At 71.2% G+C, this 22,815-nt stretch carries 18 protein-coding genes; 11 read left to right on the forward strand and 7 right to left on the reverse strand.

Features of this window, described 5'->3' with window-relative positions:
* Positions 1-39 precede the first annotated feature (39 nt).
* The 4 genes from CGL27_RS31600 to CGL27_RS31615 form a co-directional block, all read right to left on the reverse strand.
* Positions 40-3,885, reverse strand: coding sequence for a multifunctional oxoglutarate decarboxylase/oxoglutarate dehydrogenase thiamine pyrophosphate-binding subunit/dihydrolipoyllysine-residue succinyltransferase subunit (locus CGL27_RS31600; protein WP_119991452.1), 3,846 nt, complete (start codon positions 3,883-3,885; stop codon positions 40-42).
* Between the two features lie 247 nt (positions 3,886-4,132).
* Positions 4,133-5,296, reverse strand: a complete 1,164-nt coding sequence (locus CGL27_RS31605; RefSeq protein ID WP_119994638.1) for an ATP-binding protein — start codon at positions 5,294-5,296, stop codon at positions 4,133-4,135.
* Positions 5,297-5,436: 140 nt separating this feature from the next.
* Positions 5,437-6,177 (reverse strand): response regulator transcription factor, encoded by a 741-nt coding sequence (locus tag CGL27_RS31610; protein WP_014054863.1) that lies wholly within the window; start codon positions 6,175-6,177, stop codon positions 5,437-5,439.
* A gap of 104 nt (positions 6,178-6,281) precedes the next feature.
* Positions 6,282-7,028: a spermidine synthase gene (locus tag CGL27_RS31615; RefSeq protein WP_119991453.1), complete on the reverse strand. Its 747-nt coding sequence runs from the start codon at positions 7,026-7,028 to the stop codon at positions 6,282-6,284.
* Between the two features lie 631 nt (positions 7,029-7,659).
* Here CGL27_RS31615 and CGL27_RS31620 point away from each other — a divergent pair.
* The 5 genes from CGL27_RS31620 (at position 7,660) to CGL27_RS31640 (ending at position 12,930) form a co-directional block, all read left to right on the forward strand.
* Positions 7,660-8,376, forward strand: a complete 717-nt coding sequence (locus CGL27_RS31620) for a rhomboid-like protein (protein ID WP_240450706.1) — start codon at positions 7,660-7,662, stop codon at positions 8,374-8,376.
* 74 nt (positions 8,377-8,450) lie between these two features.
* Positions 8,451-10,868, forward strand: coding sequence for an endopeptidase La (gene lon, locus CGL27_RS31625; RefSeq protein WP_119991454.1), 2,418 nt, complete (start codon positions 8,451-8,453; stop codon positions 10,866-10,868).
* A gap of 136 nt (positions 10,869-11,004) precedes the next feature.
* Complete coding sequence (locus CGL27_RS31630; RefSeq protein WP_119991455.1) at positions 11,005-11,595, forward strand: Uma2 family endonuclease; 591 nt, start codon at positions 11,005-11,007, stop codon at positions 11,593-11,595.
* A 67-nt stretch (positions 11,596-11,662) separates the two neighbouring features.
* On the forward strand, positions 11,663-12,268 hold the full coding sequence (locus CGL27_RS31635) for a short chain dehydrogenase (protein WP_119991456.1): 606 nt from the start codon (positions 11,663-11,665) through the stop codon (positions 12,266-12,268).
* A 107-nt stretch (positions 12,269-12,375) separates the two neighbouring features.
* A complete protein-coding gene (locus CGL27_RS31640) occupies positions 12,376-12,930 on the forward strand; it encodes an NAD(P)H-dependent oxidoreductase (RefSeq protein WP_119991457.1) in 555 nt (184 codons plus the stop codon).
* 107 nt (positions 12,931-13,037) lie between these two features.
* Here CGL27_RS31640 and CGL27_RS31645 read toward each other — a convergent pair whose 3' ends face one another.
* Both CGL27_RS31645 and CGL27_RS31650 read right to left on the reverse strand, forming a co-directional pair.
* Complete coding sequence (locus CGL27_RS31645; RefSeq protein WP_119994639.1) at positions 13,038-13,616, reverse strand: TetR/AcrR family transcriptional regulator; 579 nt, start codon at positions 13,614-13,616, stop codon at positions 13,038-13,040.
* A 115-nt stretch (positions 13,617-13,731) separates the two neighbouring features.
* Positions 13,732-14,580, reverse strand: coding sequence for a lysozyme (locus CGL27_RS31650; protein WP_119991458.1), 849 nt, complete (start codon positions 14,578-14,580; stop codon positions 13,732-13,734).
* A gap of 207 nt (positions 14,581-14,787) precedes the next feature.
* Between CGL27_RS31650 and CGL27_RS31655 the strand changes: the two genes are divergently transcribed.
* On the forward strand, positions 14,788-15,318 hold the full coding sequence (locus CGL27_RS31655) for a MarR family transcriptional regulator (RefSeq protein ID WP_119991459.1): 531 nt from the start codon (positions 14,788-14,790) through the stop codon (positions 15,316-15,318).
* A 141-nt stretch (positions 15,319-15,459) separates the two neighbouring features.
* Here the strand turns inward: CGL27_RS31655 and CGL27_RS31660 are convergent, their stop codons facing one another.
* Complete coding sequence (locus CGL27_RS31660; RefSeq protein ID WP_119991460.1) at positions 15,460-16,230, reverse strand: hypothetical protein; 771 nt, start codon at positions 16,228-16,230, stop codon at positions 15,460-15,462.
* Between the two features lie 389 nt (positions 16,231-16,619).
* Here CGL27_RS31660 and CGL27_RS53240 point away from each other — a divergent pair, with 389 nt between their 5' ends.
* From CGL27_RS53240 to CGL27_RS31685, 5 genes are all read left to right on the forward strand, one after another.
* Complete coding sequence (locus tag CGL27_RS53240) at positions 16,620-19,811, forward strand: nitrate- and nitrite sensing domain-containing protein (RefSeq protein ID WP_119991461.1); 3,192 nt, start codon at positions 16,620-16,622, stop codon at positions 19,809-19,811.
* Positions 19,808-20,293 carry a roadblock/LC7 domain-containing protein gene (locus CGL27_RS31670; RefSeq protein ID WP_078643590.1) on the forward strand — a complete coding sequence of 162 codons (486 nt, stop codon included), beginning with the start codon at positions 19,808-19,810 and terminating at the stop codon, positions 20,291-20,293. Before CGL27_RS53240 ends, CGL27_RS31670 begins: the two co-directional genes overlap by 4 nt.
* Positions 20,290-20,682 (forward strand): DUF742 domain-containing protein, encoded by a 393-nt coding sequence (locus CGL27_RS31675; protein WP_078643591.1) that lies wholly within the window; start codon positions 20,290-20,292, stop codon positions 20,680-20,682. The genes CGL27_RS31670 and CGL27_RS31675 overlap by 4 nt, the downstream gene beginning before the upstream one ends.
* A gap of 34 nt (positions 20,683-20,716) precedes the next feature.
* Positions 20,717-21,328: an ATP/GTP-binding protein gene (locus tag CGL27_RS31680; protein WP_107439400.1), complete on the forward strand. Its 612-nt coding sequence runs from the start codon at positions 20,717-20,719 to the stop codon at positions 21,326-21,328.
* 77 nt (positions 21,329-21,405) lie between these two features.
* A complete protein-coding gene (locus tag CGL27_RS31685; RefSeq protein ID WP_119991462.1) occupies positions 21,406-22,794 on the forward strand; it encodes a styrene monooxygenase/indole monooxygenase family protein in 1,389 nt (462 codons plus the stop codon).
* Positions 22,795-22,815: the final 21 nt, after the last annotated feature.

Consider the following 22,815-nt stretch of genomic DNA (forward strand, 5'->3'; position numbering starts at 1 on the left):
GTAGCGTGGGACCGGGCCTTCCGGGTGGAACGGGGTGGATCAGATCTCGAAGACCTCGTTGACCAGCGCCTGCTGCTCCGACTGGTGCCGCTTGTTCGACCCCACCGCGGGCGAGGACGAGTGCGGACGGGAGACCCGGACCAGGCGCTCGGCGCCGGGGACGTCCGCGCCGACCGACAGCTCCAGGTGGTCGATCAGGTTGAGCGCGACGAACGGCCAGGCACCCTGGTTCGCCGGCTCCTCCTGCGCCCACACGAACTTCTCGACACCCGAGTACTTGGCGATCTCGGCCTGCAACTCCTTACCCGGCAGCGGGTACAGCCGCTCCAGGCGGATGATCGCCGTGTCGTTCGCACCGCGCTTGTCCCGCTCCGCGGCCACGTCGTAGTAGACCTTGCCGGAGCAGAAGACCACCTTGCGCACCGCGGCCGGGTCGACCGTCTCGTCGCCGATCACCGGGCGGAAGGAGCCGTTGAGGAACTCGTCGGTCTTCGACGCCGCGGCCTTCAGACGCAGCATCGACTTCGGGGTGAAGACGACAAGCGGCTTGTGGTGCGGGTTGTGGACCTGCCAGCGCAGCAGGTGGAAGTAGTTCGACGGCAGCGTCGGCGCGGCGACCGTCATGTTGTTCTGCGCGCAGAGCTGGAGGAAGCGCTCGATACGGGCCGACGAGTGGTCCGGCCCCTGGCCCTCGTAACCGTGCGGCAGCAGCAGCGTGACACCAGAGGTCTGGCCCCACTTCTGCTCGGCCGAGGAGATGAACTCGTCCACGATGGTCTGGGCGCCGTTGACGAAGTCACCGAACTGCGCTTCCCACATGACCAGCGCGTTCGGACGGGCCAGCGAGTAGCCGTACTCGAAGCCCATCGCCGCGTACTCGCTGAGCAGCGAGTCGTAGATGTTGTACCGCGCCTGGTCCTCGGTGAGGTACAGCAGCGGGGTGTAGTCGTCACCGGTCTCGCGGTCCACCAGCACCGCGTGGCGCTGGCCGAAGGTGCCGCGGCGGGAGTCCTGGCCGGCGAGCCGGACCGGAGTGCCCTCCATCAGCAGCGAGCCGATGGCGAGGGTCTCGCCCATGCCCCAGTCGATCGAGTCGTCCTCGATCATCGCCGCGCGCCGCTGGAGCTGCGGGAACAGCCGCGGGTGGACGGTGATCCGGTCGGGGGTGTTGACCTGGGACTCGGCGATCCGCTTGACGACCTCCTGGGAGACGGCCGTCTGGACCGTGACCGGGAACTCCGCCTGCGGCTCGGGGACCTCGGCCGGGGCCGGGGCCGAGACCGCGTCGCGGACCTCGGTGAAGACCTTCTCCAGCTGGCCCTGGAAGTCCTGCAGCGCCTGCTCGGCCTCTTCCAGGGTGATGTCGCCGCGCCCGATCAGAGACTCGGTGTAGAGCTTGCGCACCGAGCGCTTCTTGTCGATCAGGTCGTACATCAGCGGCTGGGTGAAACCGGGGTTGTCGGTCTCGTTGTGGCCGCGGCGGCGGTAGCAGATCAGGTCGATGACCACGTCCTTGTTGAACGCCTGGCGGAACTCGAAGGCGAGCCGCGCGACGCGCACGACGGCCTCCGGGTCGTCGCCGTTCACATGGAAGATCGGCGCCTCGATCATGCGCGCGACGTCCGTGGCGTACATCGAGGAGCGGGACGCGGCCGGGGCGGCGGTGAAGCCGACCTGGTTGTTGATCACGATGTGCACGGTGCCGCCGGTGCGGTAGCCGCGCAGCTGCGACATGTTCAGCGTCTCGGCGACCACACCCTGGCCCGCGAAGGCCGCGTCGCCGTGGAGGGCGACGGGCAGCACCGTGAAGTCGGTGCCGGCCTTGCCGATGATGTCCTGCTTGGCGCGGACGACGCCCTCCAGGACCGGGTCCACGGCCTCCAGGTGGGAGGGGTTCGCGGCGAGCGAGACCTTGATCTGCTCGCCGTCCAGACCGGTGAAGGTGCCCTCGGCGCCCAGGTGGTACTTGACGTCACCGGAGCCGTGCATGGACTTCGGGTCGAGGTTGCCCTCGAACTCGCGGAAGATCTGCGCGTACGACTTGCCGACGATGTTGGCGAGGACGTTGAGCCGGCCGCGGTGGGCCATGCCCACGACGACCTCGTCCAGGCGCGACTCGGCGGCCGCGTCCAGCACCGCGTCCAGCAGCGGGATGACGGACTCGCCGCCCTCCAGGGAGAACCGCTTCTGGCCGACGTACTTGGTCTGCAGGAAGGTTTCGAACGCCTCGGCCGCGTTGAGCCGCCGCAGGATGCGCAGCTGCTCCTCGCGCTCCGGCTTGTCGTGGTTGCGCTCGACGCGGTCCTGGATCCACTTGCGCTGCTTGGGGTCCTGGATGTGCATGAACTCGATGCCGGTGGTGCGGCAGTACGAGTCGCGCAGCACGCCCAGGATGTCGCGCAGCTTCATCATGGTCTTGCCCGCGAAACCGCCGACCGCGAACTCGCGCTCCAGGTCCCACAGGGTGAGCCCGTGCTCGATGATGTCCAGGTCGGGGTGCTTGCGCTGGCGGTACTCCAGCGGGTCGGTGTCGGCCATGACATGGCCGCGGACCCGGTAGGAGTGGATCAGATCGAAGACCCGCGCCGCCTTGGTGACGTCGTCGTCGTGGCTGACGTCGATGTCCTTGAGCCAGCGGACCGGCTCGTAGGGGATGCGCAGCGCCTTGAAGATCTCGTCGAAGAAGTCGTTCTCGCCGAGCAGCAGCTGGTTCATGACCCGCAGGAACTCGCCGGAGGCGGCGCCCTGGATCACCCGGTGGTCATAGGTGCTGGTCAGCGTCATGACCTTGGAGATGCCCAGCTTGTTCAGGGTGTCCTGGGAGGTGCCCTGGAACTCGGCGGGGTACTCCATGGCGCCGACGCCGACGATCAGGCCCTGGCCGGGCATCAGCCGCGGCACCGAGTGCACGGTGCCGATGCCGCCCGGGTTGGTCAGGGAGGCCGTGACGCCGGTGAAGTCGTCCATCGTCAGCTTGTTCGCGCGGGCGCGGCGCACGATGTCCTCGTACGCCTGCCAGAACTCGAAGAAGTTGAGCGTCTCGGCCTTCTTGATCGCGGCCACGACGAGCTGGCGGTCACCGTTGGGCTTGACCAGGTCGATGGCGAGACCGAGGTTGATGTGCTCGGGCTTGACCAGGGTCGGCTTGCCGTCCTTCTCGGTGAACGAGTGGTTCATCGAGGGCATCGCCTTCAGCGCCTGCACCATGGCGTAGCCGATCAGGTGCGTGAAGGACACCTTGCCGCCGCGGGCGCGCTTGAGGTGGTTGTTGATGACGATGCGGTTGTCGAACAGCAGCTTGACCGGGACCGCGCGGACCGAGGTGGCCGTCGGCAGCTCCAGCGACGCGTTCATGTTCTTCGCCACGGCGGCGGACGGGCCGCGCAGCGTGACCAGCTCGGGGCCGGCGGACGGCGCGGCGGGCTCCTTCTTGGAGACCGTCGGCTCGGCCGGGGTCGGCTTGACCGGAGCGGGCTTGGCCGGGGCCGCCGGAGCCGCCGGGGCGGCCTTCGCGGCGGGGGCCGCGGGCTGCGCCGGTGCGGGCTTCGCGGCGGCCGGGGCCGCCGCGGCGGGCTTGGCCTCGGCGGGCTTCGCGGCCGGGACGGCGGGCTTGGCCTCCGCCGGCTGGGCCGGAGCCGCCGGGGCGGCACTCGCTGCTACTCCCTGTGGTGGCTTGACCACCGCGGAGCCGGTGTCCTGACCCGGCTTGTAGTCGGCGAAGAAGTCCCACCAGGCTCGGTCGACCGAGTTCGGGTCCTGGAGGTACTGCTGGTAGATCTCGTCGACGAGCCACTCATTGGGGCCGAAGGCAGCGGCAGGGTTACTTCCCTGCCCGTTCTGCTCATCGGTCGAGACGCTCGAGGTGTTGGGGGACTGTGGCGACACGGCGGCAACCGCCCTCTTCCGCTTCCTAAGGTGGTGGACAGCGGGAATTAAGGCTACGCCCCTTGGACCCTTACGTGCAGGCCGCACTGGTCAACGTCGCGCAAGTCACATTGATTGGCGGGTTTCAGCGCATGGCGTACCGGGAAACACCCGGAGTTTCGTGTGTTTCCTCACGCAAGGCAGCGCAAACGTGCACCCCTGCCGCTCGTATGTGCGCGACAGGGGCGACTTTACTTCAACTTTGATCTCAGGGGGTGGCCGGTTTGGATTCCGGTGCCGGTCCGGGGAGGCTGACCTGGATCCGGCAGCCGCGCGGAGACTCCGCCACGCCTATCCGCCCGCCGTGCAGGTCCACCGCCCAGCGCGCGATCGCCAGCCCCAGACCGGTGCCGCCGTCGCTGACCTGACCCGGCCGCCGGCTTCCGTTCGCCGAGCTGTCGGGGGAGAGCCCGCCCCGGTTGAACCGCTCGAAGACCCGGTGCCGCTCCGCCTCCGGGATGCCGGGGCCCTCGTCCAGCACCTCCAGCTCCAGGCTCTCCGGGCCGCCGGCACCGCGCCGGGCGCGCACGGTCACCCGGCCGTGCGCCGGGCTGTGCTTCACCGCGTTGTCGATGAGGTTCGCCATCACCTGGTGCAGCCGCTCGGCGTCGGCGTGGGCGGTCAGCTCGGGCGGCGAGACGTCCAGATTGAGATGGACGTCCGTACGGGTGTGCGCGCCCGATTGGGACTCCGCGCCCTTGGCCATGCTCGCCTCCTTGAGGATTCCGGCCAGATACGGCCAGACCTCGAACCGCCGCGCGTGCAGCGGCACCACCCCGTTGTCGAGGCGCGAGAGATCGAGTAGCTGATCCACCAGGCGGCCCAGGCGCTGGGTCTGCCGCAGCGCGACCCGCATGGTCTCCGGATCGGCCTCCGAGACCCCGTCCACCACGTTCTCCAGCACGGCGCGCAGGGCCGCGATGGGGGTGCGCAGCTCATGCGAGACGTTGGCGACCAGCTCCTTGCGGTGGGTGTCCACCGCCTCCAGGTCGGCCGCCATCCGGTTGAACGCCGTCGCCAGGTCGCCGAACTCGTCCCGGCGCTCCGCCGCCTCCACCCGCCGGGTGTAGTCACCGTTCGCCATCGACCGGGTGACCTCGGTCATCTCGTCCAGCGGGGCGGTCAGCCCGTGTGCCACGAACTGGGTGATCAGCAGCGAGGCGATGATCGAGAAGATGGTAATCACGCGCAGTTCGGTATCGGAGTGCACCGCCGCGAAGACCAGCCACGTGGTGATGATCACTGAGCCGATGACCAGCGCCCCCAGCGCCGCCTTGACCGAGCGGTACGGGTCGAAGGGCCGCAGCGCCTCCCAGATCCGGCCCCAGGTGGCGCGGGACAGCGCCCGCCGGCCCTTGGGGTCCACGTACATCCGGCAGACCTTGGGGACCCGGGCTCCGGGGATCCGCCAGGTCTTGGGAACCCGGGCTCCGGAGATGCGCCAGGTCTTGGGAACGCGGGCCCCGGGGATCCGCCAGACCTTGGGAACCCTGTGCGCCCAGCGGCCCTTCCTCATGCCGCCGGGGTCTCCAGGGCGTAGCCGACGCCGTGCACCGTACGGATCCGTTCCGCGCCGATCTTCCGCCGCAGCGCCTTGATGTGGCTGTCCACGGTGCGGGTGCCCGAGGCGTCCGCCCAGTCCCACACCTCGGCCAGCAGCTGCTCACGCGAGAGCACCGCGCGCGGGGTGTTGGCCAGACAGACCAGCAGATCGAACTCGGTCGGGGTCAGATGCACATCCGAACCGCGCACCCGCACCCGGCGCTGGGCGTGGTCGATCTCCAGCTCGCCCAGGCGCAGGATCCCGCTGCGCGGGGTGTGCGCGGCCAGCGCCGCCCGTTCCACCCGCCGCAGCAGCACATGCACCCGCGCGGCCAGTTCGCGCATGGAGAACGGCTTGGTCATGTAGTCGTCGGCACCGACCCCGAGCCCCACCAGCATGTCGGTCTCGTCATCGCGCGCGGTCAGCATGAGCACGGGCACCGGACGGCGGGCCTGCACCCGGCGGCAGACCTCCAGACCGTCGAAGCCCGGCAGCATCACGTCGAGGACCAGCAGATCGGGCTGCCACGCCTCGGCCGTGTCCACCGCCGCCGGACCGTCTCCCGCCGTCTGGACCTGGAACCCCTCGGCACGCAGCCGGGCCGCGATGGCGTCCACTATGGTCGGATCGTCCTCGACGACGAGGACCCGGCGCTGTGCGCCAGGGGTGGTCGTGGCGGTCCCGTTGTGACCGTTGTGAGTCTGCTCCATACGCCCGCCCCTGCGTCTTCCGGTGAAACCCGCGGCTCGCGCCTGGTCATCGCTCAGCCGCGTTTGGTAGGCAAGCAAGCGTAAAGCCAGCGTACGCGGCTTTGCTACGCGCCCCGAACGGCGAGATGCACGACGTCGGGAACACCCCGGGCAACGGTGACCTCTTCCGTACGCACCTGCGTGAAACCGGCATTCCGGAGAGATTCCTCGAATGCGGGTGACGGCTGCGCCGACCAGACGGCCAGCACTCCGCCCGGTGCCAGGCGCGCCGCACAGGCGGCGAGTCCGGCGGGGGAGTAGAGGCCGTCGTTGTCCTCGGTGACGGTCCAGTCGGGGCCGTTGTCGATGTCCAGGCACAGCGCGTCATAGGTCTGCGGGGTCTGCGGGGCCCGCGGGCCGGTCCGCAGCCAGGCGACCAGATCGGCGTGGACGATCTCGGCGCGCGGGTCGGCCAGCGCCCCGGCGGTCACGGCCGCCAGGGGTCCTTCGCGGTGCCAGTCGATCACCGCCGCCTCCCGCTCGACCACCGCGATCCGCCCCCACCGGGGCTCCGACACCGCCTCGACCAGCGAAAACCCGACGCCGAGCCCGCCGATAAGCAGCGCGGGGGAGGGCCGGTCGGCGGGCAGCGCGCCGAGGGCGGCGCGGATGAGCAACCGCTCGGAGCGGCCGTCGGAGGTGTCCATGAGGAAGCACCCATTGGCGATGATCTCGAAGACGGCGTCGCCCGACGGCCCCCCGTCACCGCGCCGCCGCAACACCACCTCGCCGTACGGACCCTCCCGGCGGTCGACGGTCACCGGCCGGTCGTCGTCGGCGGGGCGGAGGTCGTACGGCGGCTGCGGATGCATGGGGTGGGGTCCTCCCGGGTGGTCCTGATGCCGCCATCCTCGCGTCGGTCTCGCTCGCCGGTCCAACCGATTCCCTCGGCGGTCCGGTGCCACGACGTCGCCCGCGTCACAGCCGGCACCACGGTGACATGACTCACGGCCCTGGGGTTGTTGTTCCCGTCGTCGTGGATATGCGGAGAGCAGAGGGAGTGAGGAAGGGGCGCGGGCGTTGACGACATCGATACGAGGGACGACGGACGCGGAGCCCGAGGGCGCGGACGGCTCCGGGGCGCCGGGGTCTGTGGGTGCCGACAGCTCCGGACCACCCGGCTCCGCGGGCGCGGACGCCTCCGGCGTGGCCCTTACCGCGTGGGCGGCCTCTATGGCGTCGGCGGGGACTTCGTCGGCCGCTCCCGGGCGCCGTCCGGCCGTCCCGGGCGCGCGGGTGGCGGACGGCGGCGACCCGGGTGGGCAAGGGATAGCCGGGACGGCTCGTCCGTGTGTCGGCTCGGCCGGTCGGCGGCGGGCGGCAGGGCCTACCGGGCCGGCCGCCGCCGGGGCCAGTACGCCGCAGGGGTCGGCAGCCGGGACGGGGCACGGGCGCCTTACGGCCGCCGCGGCGGGGCGCGAGCGCCTTACGGCCGCCACAGCGGTGGGCCCGAGCACGCTGCCCCGCCTCAGCAACCCGCCGCGCCTCAACCGGCTGCCGCGCACGCTCATCCGCGTGCCGTTCACCCTCGGCTACACGCTGGTCCTGCTCGGCACCGGGCTCTACGCCCGCCTCGGCGACCCCGGCACCGTGCACGATCTGCTCGCGGACTCCAGCACCGATGTGTCCCACCTCTCCCAGCGGCCGCTGCTGACGCTGCTGGTCAGCGCGTTGTGGGCGGTGGGCGGAATCACCTCGCCCTATCTGGTCGTCTTCCCCCTGGTGCTCGGCGCGCTGGAGCGGCGGGTCGGCGGGGTGCGGACCGCCGGGGTGTTCCTGCTCGGCCATGTGCTGGCGACGCTGCTCACCGAGCTCCCGGTGGCCGCCTCCGTCGCCGTCGGGCATCTCCCGGACAGCTCGCTGCGCCGCCTCGACTACGGGGTCAGCTACGGCCTGATCGCCTGCGCCGCCGCGCTCGCCGGGCTGCTGGTGCCCCGGCTGCGCTGGGCGCTGCTCGGCGGGATCGGCGTCGCGCTCGCCGCCGGGAGCCTCGTCGACTTCGATCCGCTCACCGAGTGGGGCCATGGGCTCGCCCTGCTGATCGGCGTCGTCTGCTGGCCGTATGTCCGGCGAAACGCCAGGTGGCGGCCCTCCTCGAAGGTCGGCGACGCCGTCGAGGGCGGCTTCGCTCACAGCGAACGAGCGTCCGGGAACACCTGAGGCCCCTCCGTGCATTGAGTGGGCATTGATTATTTGAGTCTCACCGACTCAAGTTGCCTGCCGAAGGGGAGATCATGGCTTCGCTGTCCACACCGCTCACCCTGCCCGTACTGCCTCTCGACGACGAGGTCGTGCTGCCCGGCATGGTGGTGCCGCTGGACCTTTCCGATACCGAGGTACGCGCCGCGGTGGAGGCCGCCCAGGCCGCCGCACGCTCCAGTGGGAGCGGCAGCGGTAAGCCGAGGGTGCTGCTGGTGCCGCGTGTCGACGGCACGTACGCGGGCATCGGCACGCTCGGCACCATCGAGCAGGTGGGCCGGCTCTCCGACGGCGATCCCGGCGCGCTGATCCGCGGTGTGCGCCGCGTCCGCATCGGGGCCGGGACCACCGGACCCGGGGCGGCGCTGTGGGTGGAGGGGACCACGGTCGAGGAGATCGTGCCCGATCCGCTGCCCGGTGCCGTCACCGAACTGATCAAGGAATACAAGGCGCTGGCCACGAGCTGGCTGCGCAAGCGCGGCGCCTGGCAGGTCGTGGACCGGGTGGAGCAGATCGACGATGTCTCGCAGCTCGCCGACAACTCCGGCTACTCGCCCTTCCTGAGCGTCGCCCAGCGCGTCGAACTGCTGGAGACCACCGACCCGGTGGCCCGGCTGAAGCTTGCCGTCACCTGGCTGAGCGACCACCTCGCCGAGCAGGACGTCGCCGAGTCGATCGCCAAGGACGTCCAGGAGGGCGTCGACAAGCAGCAGCGCGAATTCCTGCTGCGGCGCCAGCTCGAAGCCGTCCGTAAGGAGCTCGCCGAGCTGAACGGCGACCCCGAGGACGAGTCCGGCGACTACCGGGCCCGGGTCGAGTCCGCCGATCTGCCGGACAAGGTGCGCGAGGCGGCCCTCAAGGAGGTCGACAAGCTGGAGCGGTCCAGCGACCAGAGCCCCGAGGGCAGTTGGATCCGCACCTGGCTGGACACCGTCCTGGAGCTGCCCTGGAACGAGCGCACCGAGGACGAGTACGACATCCAGGGCGCCAAGGCCGTGCTCGACGCCGACCACGCGGGCCTGGAGGACGTCAAGGAGCGGATCACCGAGTACCTGGCGGTGCGCAAGCGCCGCGCCGACCGGGGCCTCGGCGTCGTCGGCGGTCGCCGCGGCGGCGCGGTGCTGGCCCTGGTGGGTCCGCCCGGCGTCGGCAAGACCAGCCTGGGCGAGAGCGTCGCCCGCGCGATGGGGCGGAAGTTCGTCCGGGTCGCGCTCGGCGGCGTCCGCGACGAGGCGGAGATCCGCGGCCACCGGCGCACCTACGTGGGCGCGCTGCCCGGCCGGGTCGTCCGGGCCATCAAGGAGGCGGGCTCCATGAACCCCGTCGTCCTCCTCGACGAGATCGACAAGGTCGGCTCCGACTTCCGCGGCGACCCGGCCGCGGCCCTGCTGGAGGTCCTGGACCCGGCCCAGAACCACACCTTCCGCGACCACTACCTGGAGGTCGAACTCGACCTGAGCGACGTGGTCTTCCTCGCCACCGCCAACGTCCTGGAGGCCATCCCGGAGGCGCTCCTGGACCGCATGGAGCTGGTGCGCCTGGACGGCTACACCGAGGACGAGAAGGTCACCATCGCCCGTGACCACCTGCTGCCCCGGCAGCTGGAGCGGGCCGGCCTGGAGCCGGGCGAGGTCACGGTGGCGGACGAGGCGCTGCGCAAGCTGGCGGGCGAGTACACCCGCGAGGCGGGCGTACGGACCCTGGAGCGCTCCATCGCCCGGCTGCTGCGCAAGGTGGCGGCCCAGCACGAGCTCGGCGAGCGCGAACTCCCCTTCACCGTCGGCGTGGCGGAGCTGCGCCCGCTGATCGGCCGGCCGCATCACACCCCCGAGTCCGCCCAGGACCCGGCCGAGCGCCGCACCGCCGTCCCCGGCGTGGCGACCGGGCTCGCGGTCACGGGCGCGGGCGGTGACGTGCTGTTCGTGGAGGCGTCGCTGGCCGACCCGGAGACGGGCGGCGCGGGGCTGAACCTCACCGGTCAGCTCGGCGACGTCATGAAGGAGTCCGCGCAGATCGCGCTCTCCTTCCTGCGCTCCCGCGGCGCGGAGCTGGAGCTGCCGGTCGGCGACCTGAAGGAGCGCGGCGTCCACCTGCACGTCCCGGCGGGCGCGGTCCCCAAGGACGGCCCGAGCGCGGGCGTCACCATGACCACCGCCCTGGCCTCGCTGCTCTCCGGCCGCCAGGTGCGCCCGGATGTGGCGATGACGGGCGAGGTGTCCCTGACCGGGCGGGTGCTGCCCATCGGCGGCGTCAAGCAGAAGCTGCTGGCGGCGCACCGGGCCGGGGTGACCACCGTGATCATCCCCAAGCGCAACGAGCCCGACCTGGACGACGTCCCCGCCGAGGTCCTGGACAAGCTCGACGTCCACCCGGTCTCGGATGTCCGCCGAGTCCTGGAGCTGGCCCTCGAACCCGCCCGGACGGCCGCCCCCGAGGTTCCGGCAGCGGCGTGACGGACGCTGCCGGTGGCGCCGTGGCCCGGGGTCCCGTGTCGAACGGGATTCCGGGCCACGCGTGACCTGTCGGCCGTGCGTATCGTTGGACTAACCGGCCGCGGTTTCTGTGTTCGCGGCGGGGAGGAGCGGCACAGTGACCGTCATGGCGATTGACAGGATCGAGATGGCCGACAGCGACGAATTCAGCCTGGACGAGATGTTCGACTGGCTGGAGCGGAGTCATGTCCCCGAGGGCTACAAGGTCGAGGTCGTCGAAGGGGCCGTTTTCATGTCGCCGCAGAGGGACGTTCACTGGTCCATCATCCGCAGGATCGTGCGAGCTCTCGAAGATCGTTTCGGGATGAACGTGAAGGTACTCTCGGATGTGCGCATCGATTTTCCCGGGCACAAGAACGGTTTCGCCCCGGATGTCGTCAAGGTCTCGCAGAACGCGGCGAAGACCGACCAGGGCCGTTGGCGCAGTGAAGACGTCGAGTTCGTCGCCGAGGTGATTTCCAAGGACACGGCCGTGAACGACTACGGCCCCAAGAAGGCGGCCTACGCGGAGGCCGGGGTTCCCATCTACCTGATCGCGGACCCGTACACCGGCAAATGCCACCTGTTCACCGAGCCCAAGGAGGGCGACTACCTCAGTGAGCTGTCGGTTCACTTCGGCAAGGAAATCGACCTGGCCGGCACCGCCGTCGACCTGACGCTCAAGACCGACGAGTTCCCCCGCGACTGATCCGCCCGCGCTGCCTGGTTCCCACAGGGCCAGGCAGCGCGCCCCGCGCTCCGGCACGCTGGGCCGCATGAAGGTCATCGTGATCGGAGCGACAGGAACCATCGGGCGTGCCGTGGCGGACGCCCTCGAAGGTCGGCATGAGGTCGTACGGGCCTCCCGTACCGGCGCCGCCGGCGCCGTGCGCGTCGACATGGCCGACCCCGCCACCCTCGACCACCTCTTCGCGACCGTCCAGGACGTCGACGCCGTCGTCTGCTGCGCCGCCTCCGGCGCGCTGACCCCGCTCGGCGGGGACGCCTCGGATGAGGAGTTCACCACCGGTCTGGACGCCAAGCTGCTGGGCCAGGTCGCCCTCGCGCGCCGGGCCCTCCACCACCTCCGCGACGGCGGGTCCATCACCCTCACCAGTGGGGTCTTCGAGAAGCCCACCCCCGGCGGGGCCTTCGGCGCGCTGGTGAACGCCGGGCTCGACGCCTTCGTCCGGGCCGCCGCGATCGAGCTGGAGCGCGGGCTGCGGGTGAACGCGATCTGCCCGGGATGGGTGCGGGAAACCCTGGAGAAGCTGGGCATGGACCCCGCCGAGGGGACCCCCGTGGAGACCGTCGCCCAGGCGTATGCGCAGGTCGTCGAGGGGGTGGCGCAGGGGCAGGTGATCGTGCCCGGCCGCGGCTGACCCGGGACCGAGGCCGGATCTGTTGGCAGCCAGACAGGTCTGTCTGGTAGCTTCGCCAGTGGAACAGACAGACCTGTCTGTTCACGCTCGTCATCCCGGAGGGATCCGTGCCGCGCACCCTGCTCGTCCTCGCCCACCCCAACCTCGCCGCGTCCCGCATCAACGCCGCGCTCGCCGAGGCGGCCCGGCCGGTGGACGGGGTCACCTTCCATGACCTCTACGCCGCCTATCCCGATCTGCGGATCGATGTCGAGCGCGAGCAGCGGCTGCTGCTGGAGCACGACCGGATCGTGCTCCAGTTCCCCTTCTACTGGTATTCGGTGCCGCCGCTGCTGAAGAAGTGGCAGGACGAGGTGTTCCTGCGGGGATTCGCCTACGGCACCGGCGGCACCTCGCTGCACGGCAAGTCCCTGCTCCTGACCACCTCGACGGGCGCCGCCGAGGAGCAGTACCGGCCGGACGGGTTCCACCGCTTCGCGGTCGTCGAGCTGCTCAAGCCCTTCGACGCCACCGCCCACATCACCGGGATGCGTTACGAGGAGCCGCTCATCATGCACGGCTCCCATACGCTCGACGACGCCGAGCTCGCCGCGTACCAGGACCGCTATCGCGAACTGCTGGCCTCCGGCGTAATACGGGAGCACGAGCTGACCGCCGTCTGAGCCACGTCTCACGCCTGAGCCGCGCGTCACGGCGAAGGGCCCGGCCGCACCCCAGGGGTGGCCGGGCCCTTCGCGTACGTACGAGAGCCGCACGCCGCGTACGAGAGCTACACCCGCGCCGGGCACACCTCCGCGACCAGCGACCGCGCCGCGTCCTGGGCCGCCTCCGCGAACTCCGGCCTCGGCTCCAGCGCGGCCTCGGCCATCGTCCCGTCCACGAGCACGGAGATCTGCAGGCCGAGCCGCTCGGGGTCGGCGGCCCCGGCCTCCCGGGCCAGCTCGGTCAGCCAGGCCCGTATGGCGCGCTTGTGCTCGGCCGTCACGGCGTGCGTGGCGGTGCCCGGCTCGGTCTCGCCCGCGGTCCTGGTGAACGCGCAGCCGCGGAAACCGTCCCGCTCGGTCGCCGCGATCAGCGCGTCGAAGACTCCGACGAGACGGTCCCGGGGATCGGCGCCGGCCGCCTCGGCGGCCTGCCGCAGCGCCCCCCGCCAGTGCTGGTCCGACCTGTGGAGATAGGCCAGGACCAGATCGTCCTTGGTGCGGAAGTGGGAGTAGAGCGTCGCCTTCGCCACGCCCGACTCGGCGATGATCCGGTCCACGCCGACGCCGCGCACCCCATGGGCGTTGAACAGCGCGGTCGCGGTGGACAGGATCCGCTCATGGGCGGAGGGGCGGGCGGTGCTCATGATCATGCTCCTTGGCTTGGCCGTAGGACGACCGACGCCCTCCAGCGTACAGACAGACCTGTCCGTACACCGGAGGGCGGACGCGCCGGATGTGGGGGGGTGAGGAGGCGCGGACTCAGCCGTTGGCGAGCGCCTGCAGCCGGTCCATGGCGCCGTTGAACTTGTTGTGGTCGCCGACCGTCGGTCCGGAGGAGGTGTACTGCCAGATGGTGTGGAAGCCCCAGCCCGCCGGAAGCTCGCCGACGGACGAGCCGTAGCGCGGAATCCACAGCGGGTTGACGCCACCGAAGGCGGCGGAGTTGCCCGTGCAGCTCTTCCACCAGCTCGTGGAGGTGTAGATCACCGGGTCGCGGCCGGTGCGCGCCTTGTAGGTGCTGTTGAACGACTTGATCCAGTTGACCATCGCGCTGGCGCTCAGCCCGTAGCAGCTCGCGCCGTAGGGGTTGTACTCCATGTCGAGCGCGCCCGGCAGCGTCTTGCCGTCCTTGGACCAGCCGCCCCCGTGGTCCACGAAGTAGTTGGCCTGCGCGGCGCCGGTCGAGTTGTTCGGCAGGGCGAAGTGGTACGAGCCGCGGATCATGCCGACGTTGAACGAGCCGTTGTACTGCTGGGCGAAGTTCGGGTTGGTGTAGCTCGTGCCCTCGGTCGCCTTGACGTAGGCGAACCGGACCCCACTGCTCCACAGCGTCGCCCAGTTGACATTGCCCTGGTGGCTGCTGACGTCCACGCCCTCGACGGTGGCGAGCAGCCCCGTGGGCGCCTCGTCGGCCGTGGATCCGCCCTCGTGCTTGAGTATCTGTGAACCCGCCCAGTCGTCCTCGGGGTGGGGGATGGCCTTGTCGCCCTGGCCCTGGGCGGCGAACGCCGCACCGGGCAGTGCGATGGTCATGGCGAGGAGAGCGGCGAGGATTCCGATCAGCGCGCTGAGGGCGCGTCGGACCGAACCAGGTCTGTGCACGAGCATGGCGTTGCCTCCGAAGCCTCGGTGGGGGGAGTGGGGCGTCCAATTGGTATGACCATGTCAGGAGCGACGCTACGGGCGTAGATAGGTCGACGGAAGGGGGAGGGTGTGATGCCGTTGGTCTAATCCTGCGAAATACTGGTGGAGCTGCGGTAACAACCGCGCGTGGTAGAAACTTTCACGAAGTGAAAACCCGGAGAGGGCTCTGACGTGCACAACAACGGGGCATTGCCACCCGAGCAGGGTGCGGGTGGCACCGTGGGCGGCATTGGTGTGGACCATGCATTCCTGGCTCTGGAGCGCGAATTGGCGGTTTTCCTCCGCAGGGCCCGAGCCGCTTCGGGGGAATTGGCCCGGGAGGTCCACCCGGAGCTCGAATCCGCCGCCTATGGGCTGCTGATGCGGCTGGAGGACGCGGGTCCGCAGCGCGCCACCGACCTCGCGGGATTCGTGGGCGTCGGAAAGGCCACGATGAGCCGTCAGCTCCGCGCCCTGGAGGGGCTCGGGCTGGTGACGCGGACGCCCGATCCGGCGGACGGCCGGGCCTTCCTGGTGGAGTTGACCGAGGAGGGCCGCAGCCGCTTCAGCGCCGTACGGGTCGCCCGGCGGGCGCGGTACGCCCGCCGCCTCGCCGCGTGGGAGCGCAACGAGGTCGCCGAACTCGCCAGACTGCTGCACCGGTTGAACGCGGAGCAGGAGGCCGAGGACCCCGGTCAGGCGGCGCGGGCGGCGCAGGAGTAAGGCGCTCATACACGCCAGGATCGGCGACCCCCGCGCATCCGGCGACGCGGACGTGGCAACCGCGCTACTCCGCCCTGGAGACAGGGCAACCGCGCTACTCCGCCCCGGAGGCACGGCGGCCCGGCGGGGGTGCCCCGCCGGTCAGGGCTCCACGAAGACCACGGCCGCGTCGTCGTGGGTCTTGCCCCGTGGAAACGCCGTACCGTCCGGATCGGCGTGCTCGGCCGCCCGTACCCGGTCGATCAGCGCCTGCGGGCCCTCCTTGCGCAGCAGCGCGAAGCACTCGGCCCAGTCGCCCTCGCCGAACCGCTCCACCCAGCGCGTCGCCCCGTCGGTGAGCGCCGCCAGCGCCCGCACCTCGCCGCGCGGGAACTCCCCGGTGACCGCCTTGTCGGAGACCGCGGGGTCGGCGGCGGCGGTGAAGAAGCCGCCCTCCGCGTTGCGCAGCGGGGCGAGCCGCCGGCCTTCGGCCCGCAGCCGGTCGATGCGGTCGTCCAGTACCGGAGTCACTCCGCCGTGGACCGGCTCGATGAGCAACACCGAGTCGGAGAGCACCAGATACTCGATCCGCTCGGCGTCCCAGCGCGCCGCGACGACAGTTGCCTGCGGCGTGAGAAGGTGAGAAAGGTCACACGTTGAACTATGAGACGCGGCGGTTCGGGCGATCGCCTCGGAGAGGCACTGTGTCAGGGGCATATCCCGTCGCGAACCGGACAGTTCGAGCAGCGATCCGCCGAGTCGCGCGGTGAACCAGCTCACGCTGTGTACGCATCCGTCGCCGCCCGCGGGCGGCGTCACCCCGTCCAGGACCGCCAGCGCACCGCCGCTCCCCGAGGCCGGAAGCGCTACCGATGCGTAGTCCTCGTTGGGATATTGCTGATCGCCGGGGGCGGTCGCGAGTTCGATGCGCATTCCCTCAGTCTGCCGGACCGCCGTTGATCACCGCCGCCGTGGTGAGCTGGGCGGGCGTTGGTCCGTACCAAATCCCGCGCCGGTTTCTCGGCTGCCTGATTGGGGAGGGATTGACACTTCTGGGAAGCTGCGGGTGGGCATCTTGTCAGGGCGGTGAGGTCTTTACCAATCCGCGTAAGGTGGCGGGAGGGTATGGCCGCGAGTCAAAGTTGGTGGTCAACTACCCAATGCGGTTCACTCGTTCGGGTGGCCGGGTGGGTGATGCATGCCCGCCCCAGACCCGTCCTGAAAGGGTCGGAATCCCTACCAGAGGTGGGGAAACACAATTGTTGATCCGTCGTCACCTCTGGTCCACAGAGCGGTCGGGCGAGAATGGATTGTGAGCACCGGTGCGGAAGAAGCGGCTTCGGGGCACCACGCGCGATGCGGTAAGCGAGCCACGCCAGGACGAGACGACGCCACGACGGCACACCGCACGTGTCCGGCGTCGGCTGACCACGTCGGTCGCCCTCGTCTCCGTCGCCGTCCTCGGGGCCGGGACTCCCGCCGTCCTGCTCGCCCTCGATGACACCACCGACGCCCAGCGGCTCGTCGACCTCGCGGAGACCAACCGCGGCGCGGTGACCCTCGCCCACGCCCTCGCCGACGAGCGCGACGCCATGACGCGGTACGTCGCCGACGGGCGCACCACCGCCTCCGGTCGCGGGGTCTCCGAGGACATGCGGGCCCGGGTCGACCATCGCGTCCGGGAGGTGCGGGGGCAGGTCCCGGCCTCGGTCCGGCGGCTCCTCGACGCCCTCCCCGAAGTGCGGCAGCAGGCGCTGACCGGCAAGGGCTCGGCCGTCGACGTCTTCACCTCGTACACCCGGACCGTCCAGGCGCTGAACGGGATCACCGACACCCTCGCCCGCCGGCTCCCCGCCGACGCCGAATCCGGCGCCACCGCCGCACTGGCCCCGCTCGGCCGCGCGGTGGAGGAGGCGTCCGCCACCCGCGGGCTGCTGCTGGCCGCGCTCGACGCGGGCGGCGGCCAGCCCACGCTGATCTCCGCCGCCCAGCGGACCAACCTCCGCGAACAGTCCGCGCTCGCCGACTTCGAGCAGCTCGCCCCGGCCACCATGCGCGACGCCTACGACCGCACCGTCAACGGCACCGAGGTCACCGACGCCGAGCGCTACCTCGCCCGGCTCACCGACCAGAACCGCCTCGCGGGCAATGACTTCTTCCTCAGCGAGGACCGCGTCGAGTCCGCCCTGGACACCCGGATCGACCGGATGCGCGGTGCGCAGTCCTCGCTGGCCTCCTCCGAGGCCGCCCAGCTCGCCCGGTTGCGGGACGACGAGGTCACCGACCTCGAGCTGCGCATCGGCATCGTCGGCGCCGCCCTGCTGGTCGCCCTCGGCGCCGGGGTGCACAGCGCCCGCTCGATGACCCGGCCGCTGGCCGCGCTGCGGCTCGGCGCCCGGCGGGTCGCGGCCGATCCGGCGGCCGAGGAGCCGGTCGCGTTCAAGGGCCGCGACGACGAGTACGCGGACGCCGTACGGGCCGTCAACGAACTGCACGCCAAGGCCGCGCGCGCGTACGAGCGGGTCGCCGAGCTGGAGACCGAGCGCACCCGGCTCGTCGGCGAGCGGCAGCGGATGGCCGATGAGCGGGACGGGCTGCGCGCCGAGCGGGACGCGGTCGCCACCCGGCTGGAGGGGCTGCGGGCCCGGGTCCACGGCAGCTTCGTCGGCCTCGCGCTGCGCTCGCTGGGCCTGATCGAGCGCCAGCTAGCCGTCATCGAGTCCCTGGAGGAGGGGGAGCAGGACCCCGACCGCCTCGAGACGCTCTTCCAGCTCGACCACCTGGCCACCGGGATACGCCGCTACGGTGAGAACCTCCTGGTCATCGCGGGCTCCGAGCAGAAGGCCACCCACCCGGGGCCGGTGCCGCTGCTGGATGTGCTGCGCGCCTCGATCAGCGAGGTCGAGCGGTACGACCGGGTGCAGATCCAGGCGCTGCCGCCGCATGCCCAGGTCGCCGGGTTCGCCGCGGACAGCGTCAGCCACCTGATCGCCGAGCTTCTGGAGAACGCGACATCGTTTTCTCCGCCGGACGCGGCGGTGCAGATCTCCGGCTGGCTCCTGGAATCCGGTGAGGTCATGCTCTCCGTCCAGGACGAGGGCATCGGCATGACGCCCGAGCGCTTCCTGGAGCTGAACACCCGGCTCGCCGACCCGGTGCCGGAGTACTGCCAGGGCCCCCAGCCGGAGGACCCGCTGGGCCTTGGGCTGTACGTGGTGACCCGGCTCGCCGCCCGCCACGGCATCCGGGTGCAGCTGCGCGAGCAGCAGCCGGGCGGGGTGGCCGCCGTGGTCGTCCTCCCGACGAAGATCCTCCCGGCCGGTCCGCCCGGCGTCGGGCTGCCGCCCGCCCCGCCGGTGAGCGTGGGCGCGACGTTCGGCGGCACCGGACCGTCGTCATTCCTGGGTTTCCCGGGCTCCGAGGCCGAGGCGAACTCCAACACGCTTCCCGGGCAGACCCGTTCGGTCTCCCGGGTCCAGGAGGGTGTGCCGAGCGCGGGCGCGGGCGCCGCGGCGGGTGTCGGTGCCGAGTCGGCCGAGCCGGTGGCGCCGCCCGTGGAGCCGGATCCGGCGCCGCAGGCCGCCGAGCCGGAGCCCGCGCTCGACCCGGAGCCCATGCCCGTCGAGGCGGCCTCGGACTCTGAGCCGAGCGCCGCCTGGACCGTCCCCGCCGAGCGGTGGGGGCAGACCGCGGACACGGGCCGTGACTATCCCATGGAGCCCACGCCGCCGCGCGGCCATCCGAGCCCGGGGAACGGCGGTGCGCTGCCCACCCTGCCCAAGCGCGTCCCCAAGTCGGCCCGGTCCGACGGACAGGACGGCGCACGGCACGGAGCGGACGCCCCGGCTCCGGCACCCCAGGCCGCCACGGCACCCCAGACCGCCCCGACCGCCCAGGTCGAGGAGCCGGAGGTGCCGGCCGTGGAGCGGACGATGGAGCTGACCCTCCATCGCATGAGCCGCGAGAGCCATGAGGACCACGACGACCGCGACCGCGAGGGCCGCGGCGACCGTGCGGACGGCGCGGACCGCGCCGACGGCGACGACCACGAGGACTTCGACCCGCGGTTCGGCGGCCCGGGCCACGGCATCCGCCCCGTCGGCGCGGACGCCTGGGGCCCGGCGGTCGGCGGCCCGACGGCGCAGGGCGGCCCGGCGGCGGCCGGTGAGTCGGCGGCGATCGGTGAGCGGCCTCCCGTCGATCCGTACGCCATCGGCCCCGACCAGCACGCCCGCCCGCAGGACGAGGTGGCGCGCACCGACAAGGGGCTTCCCAAACGCACACCGCGGAACCTGGCTCTCCGGGAGCCCGATCCACGGGAGCGGACCGGCTCGGTGAACGCGGAGGAGCTGCGGCGTCGGCTCGGTGGCTTCCAGCGCGGCGCCCGCGACGGACACCGGGACGCCGCCGCCGAGGTCGCCGCCCGTGGCGAGCCCACGCGGCGGCAGCGGGGAACAGCAGGACAGACGGGGGCGCAGAGCGAGGGTGGCACGGTTGAGGAGGCACGCGGGTGAATGCGCCCAGTAGTACGTACGGGTTGAGTCGCGAGGCCCGTAATCTGCACTGGTTGCTGGCGAACCTGGTCGAGGAGGTGCCGGGCGTCCGCTCGGTTGTGGTCGTCTCGACCGACGGGCTGATGCTGCTCTCCTCCGACACACGGCACCATGCCGCGTCGGCCGATCCGGCGGCACAGGACGGCCCCAAGGGCTCCAGTGCGGATCTCGCGACGATTGTCTCGGGGGTCGGCAGCCTCACGCTCGGCGCGGCGAAGCTGATGGACGGCGGCGGCGTCAAGCAGACGATGGTGGCGATGGACGAGGGCAGTCTGTTCGTCATGTCGATCAGCGACGGTTCGCTGCTCGGGGTGCATGCCACGCCCGACTGCGACATGACCGTCGTCGCCTATCACATGGCACTGTTCGTGGGCCGGGCCGGACATGTGCTCACCCCCGAACTCCGCAATGAACTACGCAGGTCGCTGGAGCACGCACAGTGACGGCCGCCGGGTCCGGCCGACCCGCCCGTAAACCCGCTCGCGTACGTCCGTACTCGCTCACCGGCGGTCGCACCCGCTCCGGCCATGTGCTGCTGGTGGAGACCTTCGTGGCGTCGCTGGAGTCTCCGGACGGACGGCTCGACCCGGCCCCCAGCGGGTTGAACGCCCGGATGATGCCGGAGATCCGGGCGATCATCGAACTGTGCGACAGGATGCGCTCCGTCGCGGAGGTCTCCGCGATGCTCAAGATCCCACTCGGGGTGGTGCGCGTCCTGCTCAGCGACCTGGCCGACCAGGGAAAGATCCGCGTCTACGGCACCGGGCGGGGTCCCGGCCAGCCGGACCGCGCGTTGCTCGAAAGGGTGCTCAGTGGACTTCGCAGGCTCTGAGACGATCACGGCGACCCCGCCGGCGACGTCGGAGATACCCGGGGCCGGGATACCCGGGGCCGAGGAGGTGCTCCAGAGGTGGCAGACGGACCGCTCCCGCGCGCCGATCGCCACCAAGATCGTGATAGCGGGAGGGTTCGGGGTCGGCAAGACGACCTTCGTCGGCGCGGTTTCGGAGATCACTCCGCTGCAGACCGAGGCGCTGATGACGCAGGCCAGCGAGAGCGTGGACGACCTCGAGGCGACGCCGGAGAAGCTGACCACCACCGTCGCGATGGACTTCGGCCGGATCACGCTGGAGAACGATCTGGTCCTGTATCTCTTCGGCACCCCCGGCCAGCAGCGCTTCTGGTTCATGTGGGACGACCTGATGCGCGGGGCCATCGGCGCGGTGGTGATGGTCGACACCCGGCGCCTGGACGAGAGCTTCCCGGCACTGGACTACTTCGAGAGCCTCGGTCTGCCGTATGTGGTGGCGGTCAACCACTTCGAGGGAACCCCGCTCTACCAGCCCGAAGATGTGCGGGACGCGCTCTCCGTGGCGTCCACGGTGCCGGTGGTGATGATGGACGCCCGGCGCCGGATCGCGGTCGTGGACGCGCTGCTGGCGCTGGTGAGACACGCCGTTGACGCCTCACCCGAGTGACGTAACCTCAGCTCCGCCCGCGGGATGGAATGCTCCATTCCCTTTACCGGTCCGAGCTTGAGGGAGAGTCGACAGCCATGCGGAAGATACTCATCGTGGGTGCCGGTCAGTCCGGCCTCCAACTCGCTCTCGGCCTGCAGTCCAAGGGCTACGAGATCACGCTGATGTCCAACCGGACGTCCGATGAGATCCGCGGCGGACGGGTGATGTCCACCCAGTGCATGTTCCACACCGCGCTGGACCACGAACGCGATCTGGAGCTCAACTTCTGGGAGGAGCGGGCGCCGCGGGTCGAGGGCCTCGGGGTCTCCGTCGCCGGGCCGCCGGCTTCCGAGGGCCAGGCCCATCCGCGGGTCATCGACTGGGTCGGCCGGCTGGACGGCCACGCCCAGTCCGTCGACCAGCGGATCAAGATGGCCGGCTGGATGGAGACGTTCGAGCAGCGCGGCGGCCAGGTGGTCGTCCACGGTGCCGCCGTCTCCGACCTGGACGTCCTCGACAGAAAGTACGATCTGGCGCTGGTGGCCGCGGGCAAGGGCGAACTGGTCTCGCTCTTCGGCCGGGACCCCGCCCGCTCCCCGTACGACACCCCGCGGCGCGCCCTCGCGGTGGCCTATGTGCACGGGCTCGGCCCGCGCCCCGAGCACCCCGACATCGACGCGGTGCGCTGCAATCTCGTCCCCGGCGTCGGTGAGCTCTTCGTGATGCCCGCGCTCACAGCCACCGGCCGCGCCGACATCCTCTTCTGGGAGGGCGTCCCGGGCGGACCGGCCGACGTCTTCCAGGGCATCACCGACCCCTCGGAGCATCTGGCGCGCGTCCTGGAGCTGATGGAGCGGTTCACGCCCTGGGAGTACGCGCGCGCCACCAAGGTCGAGCTGACGGACGCGGGCGGCACGCTGTCCGGGGGGTACGCCCCGACCGTGCGCAATCCGATCGGGCGGCTGCCGGGCGGCGGGCTGGCCCTGGGCGTCGCCGATGTCGTGGTGGCCAACGACCCGATCACCGGGCAGGGCTCCAACTCCGCGGCCAAGTGCGCGGCGGCCTATCTGGAGAGCATCGTCGGGCACGGCGACCGGCCGTTCGACGAGGAATGGATGCGGACGACCTTCGACCGCTACTGGGAGACCGCGCGGCACGTCACCAAGTGGACCAACGCCATGCTGGGCCGGCCGCCGGAGCACATCGTGGACCTCCTCGGGGCGGGGGCCGCCTTCCCCGCCGTCGCCCACCGCATCGCCAATGGCTTCGACGACCCCTCCGACTTCGAGGACTTCTTCTACGAGCCGGAGAAGACGGCCGCCTATCTGGACGAGGTCAGGAGAGAGGCCGAGGCCGCGGAGGCTGAAGCCGAGGCTGAGGTCTGTGCGGAGGCTGAGGTCTGCGAAGAGGCCGAGGTCTGTGCGGAGGCCGGGGCCGACGACCGGGCCGGGACCGAGGCCAGGGCGGGCCGGTACGTCGGCTGACACCGGCCGTCGCCGGGGCGC

Origin of the sequence: Streptomyces sp. 11-1-2 (genome assembly GCF_003595545.1) — a bacterium.
GTDB lineage: Bacteria > Actinomycetota > Actinomycetes > Streptomycetales > Streptomycetaceae > Streptomyces > Streptomyces hygroscopicus_B.

What these genes read in the sequence shown, in the direction of transcription:
- CGL27_RS31605 (WP_119994638.1), bottom strand. Translation starts at nt 5,296, where the DNA reads ATGTACGTGGACCCCAAGGGCCGGCGGGCGCTGTCCCGCGCCACCTGG.
- CGL27_RS31610 (WP_014054863.1), bottom strand. Translation starts at nt 6,177, where the DNA reads ATGGAGCAGACTCACAACGGTCACAACGGGACCGCCACGACCACCCCT.
- CGL27_RS31615 (WP_119991453.1), bottom strand. Translation starts at nt 7,028, where the DNA reads ATGCATCCGCAGCCGCCGTACGACCTCCGCCCCGCCGACGACGACCGG.
- lon (WP_119991454.1), top strand. Translation starts at nt 8,451, where the DNA reads ATGGCTTCGCTGTCCACACCGCTCACCCTGCCCGTACTGCCTCTCGAC.
- CGL27_RS31635 (WP_119991456.1), top strand. Translation starts at nt 11,663, where the DNA reads ATGAAGGTCATCGTGATCGGAGCGACAGGAACCATCGGGCGTGCCGTG.
- CGL27_RS31645 (WP_119994639.1), bottom strand. Translation starts at nt 13,616, where the DNA reads ATGAGCACCGCCCGCCCCTCCGCCCATGAGCGGATCCTGTCCACCGCG.
- CGL27_RS31650 (WP_119991458.1), bottom strand. Translation starts at nt 14,580, where the DNA reads ATGCTCGTGCACAGACCTGGTTCGGTCCGACGCGCCCTCAGCGCGCTG.
- CGL27_RS31660 (WP_119991460.1), bottom strand. Translation starts at nt 16,230, where the DNA reads ATGCGCATCGAACTCGCGACCGCCCCCGGCGATCAGCAATATCCCAAC.
- CGL27_RS31685 (WP_119991462.1), top strand. Translation starts at nt 21,406, where the DNA reads ATGCGGAAGATACTCATCGTGGGTGCCGGTCAGTCCGGCCTCCAACTC.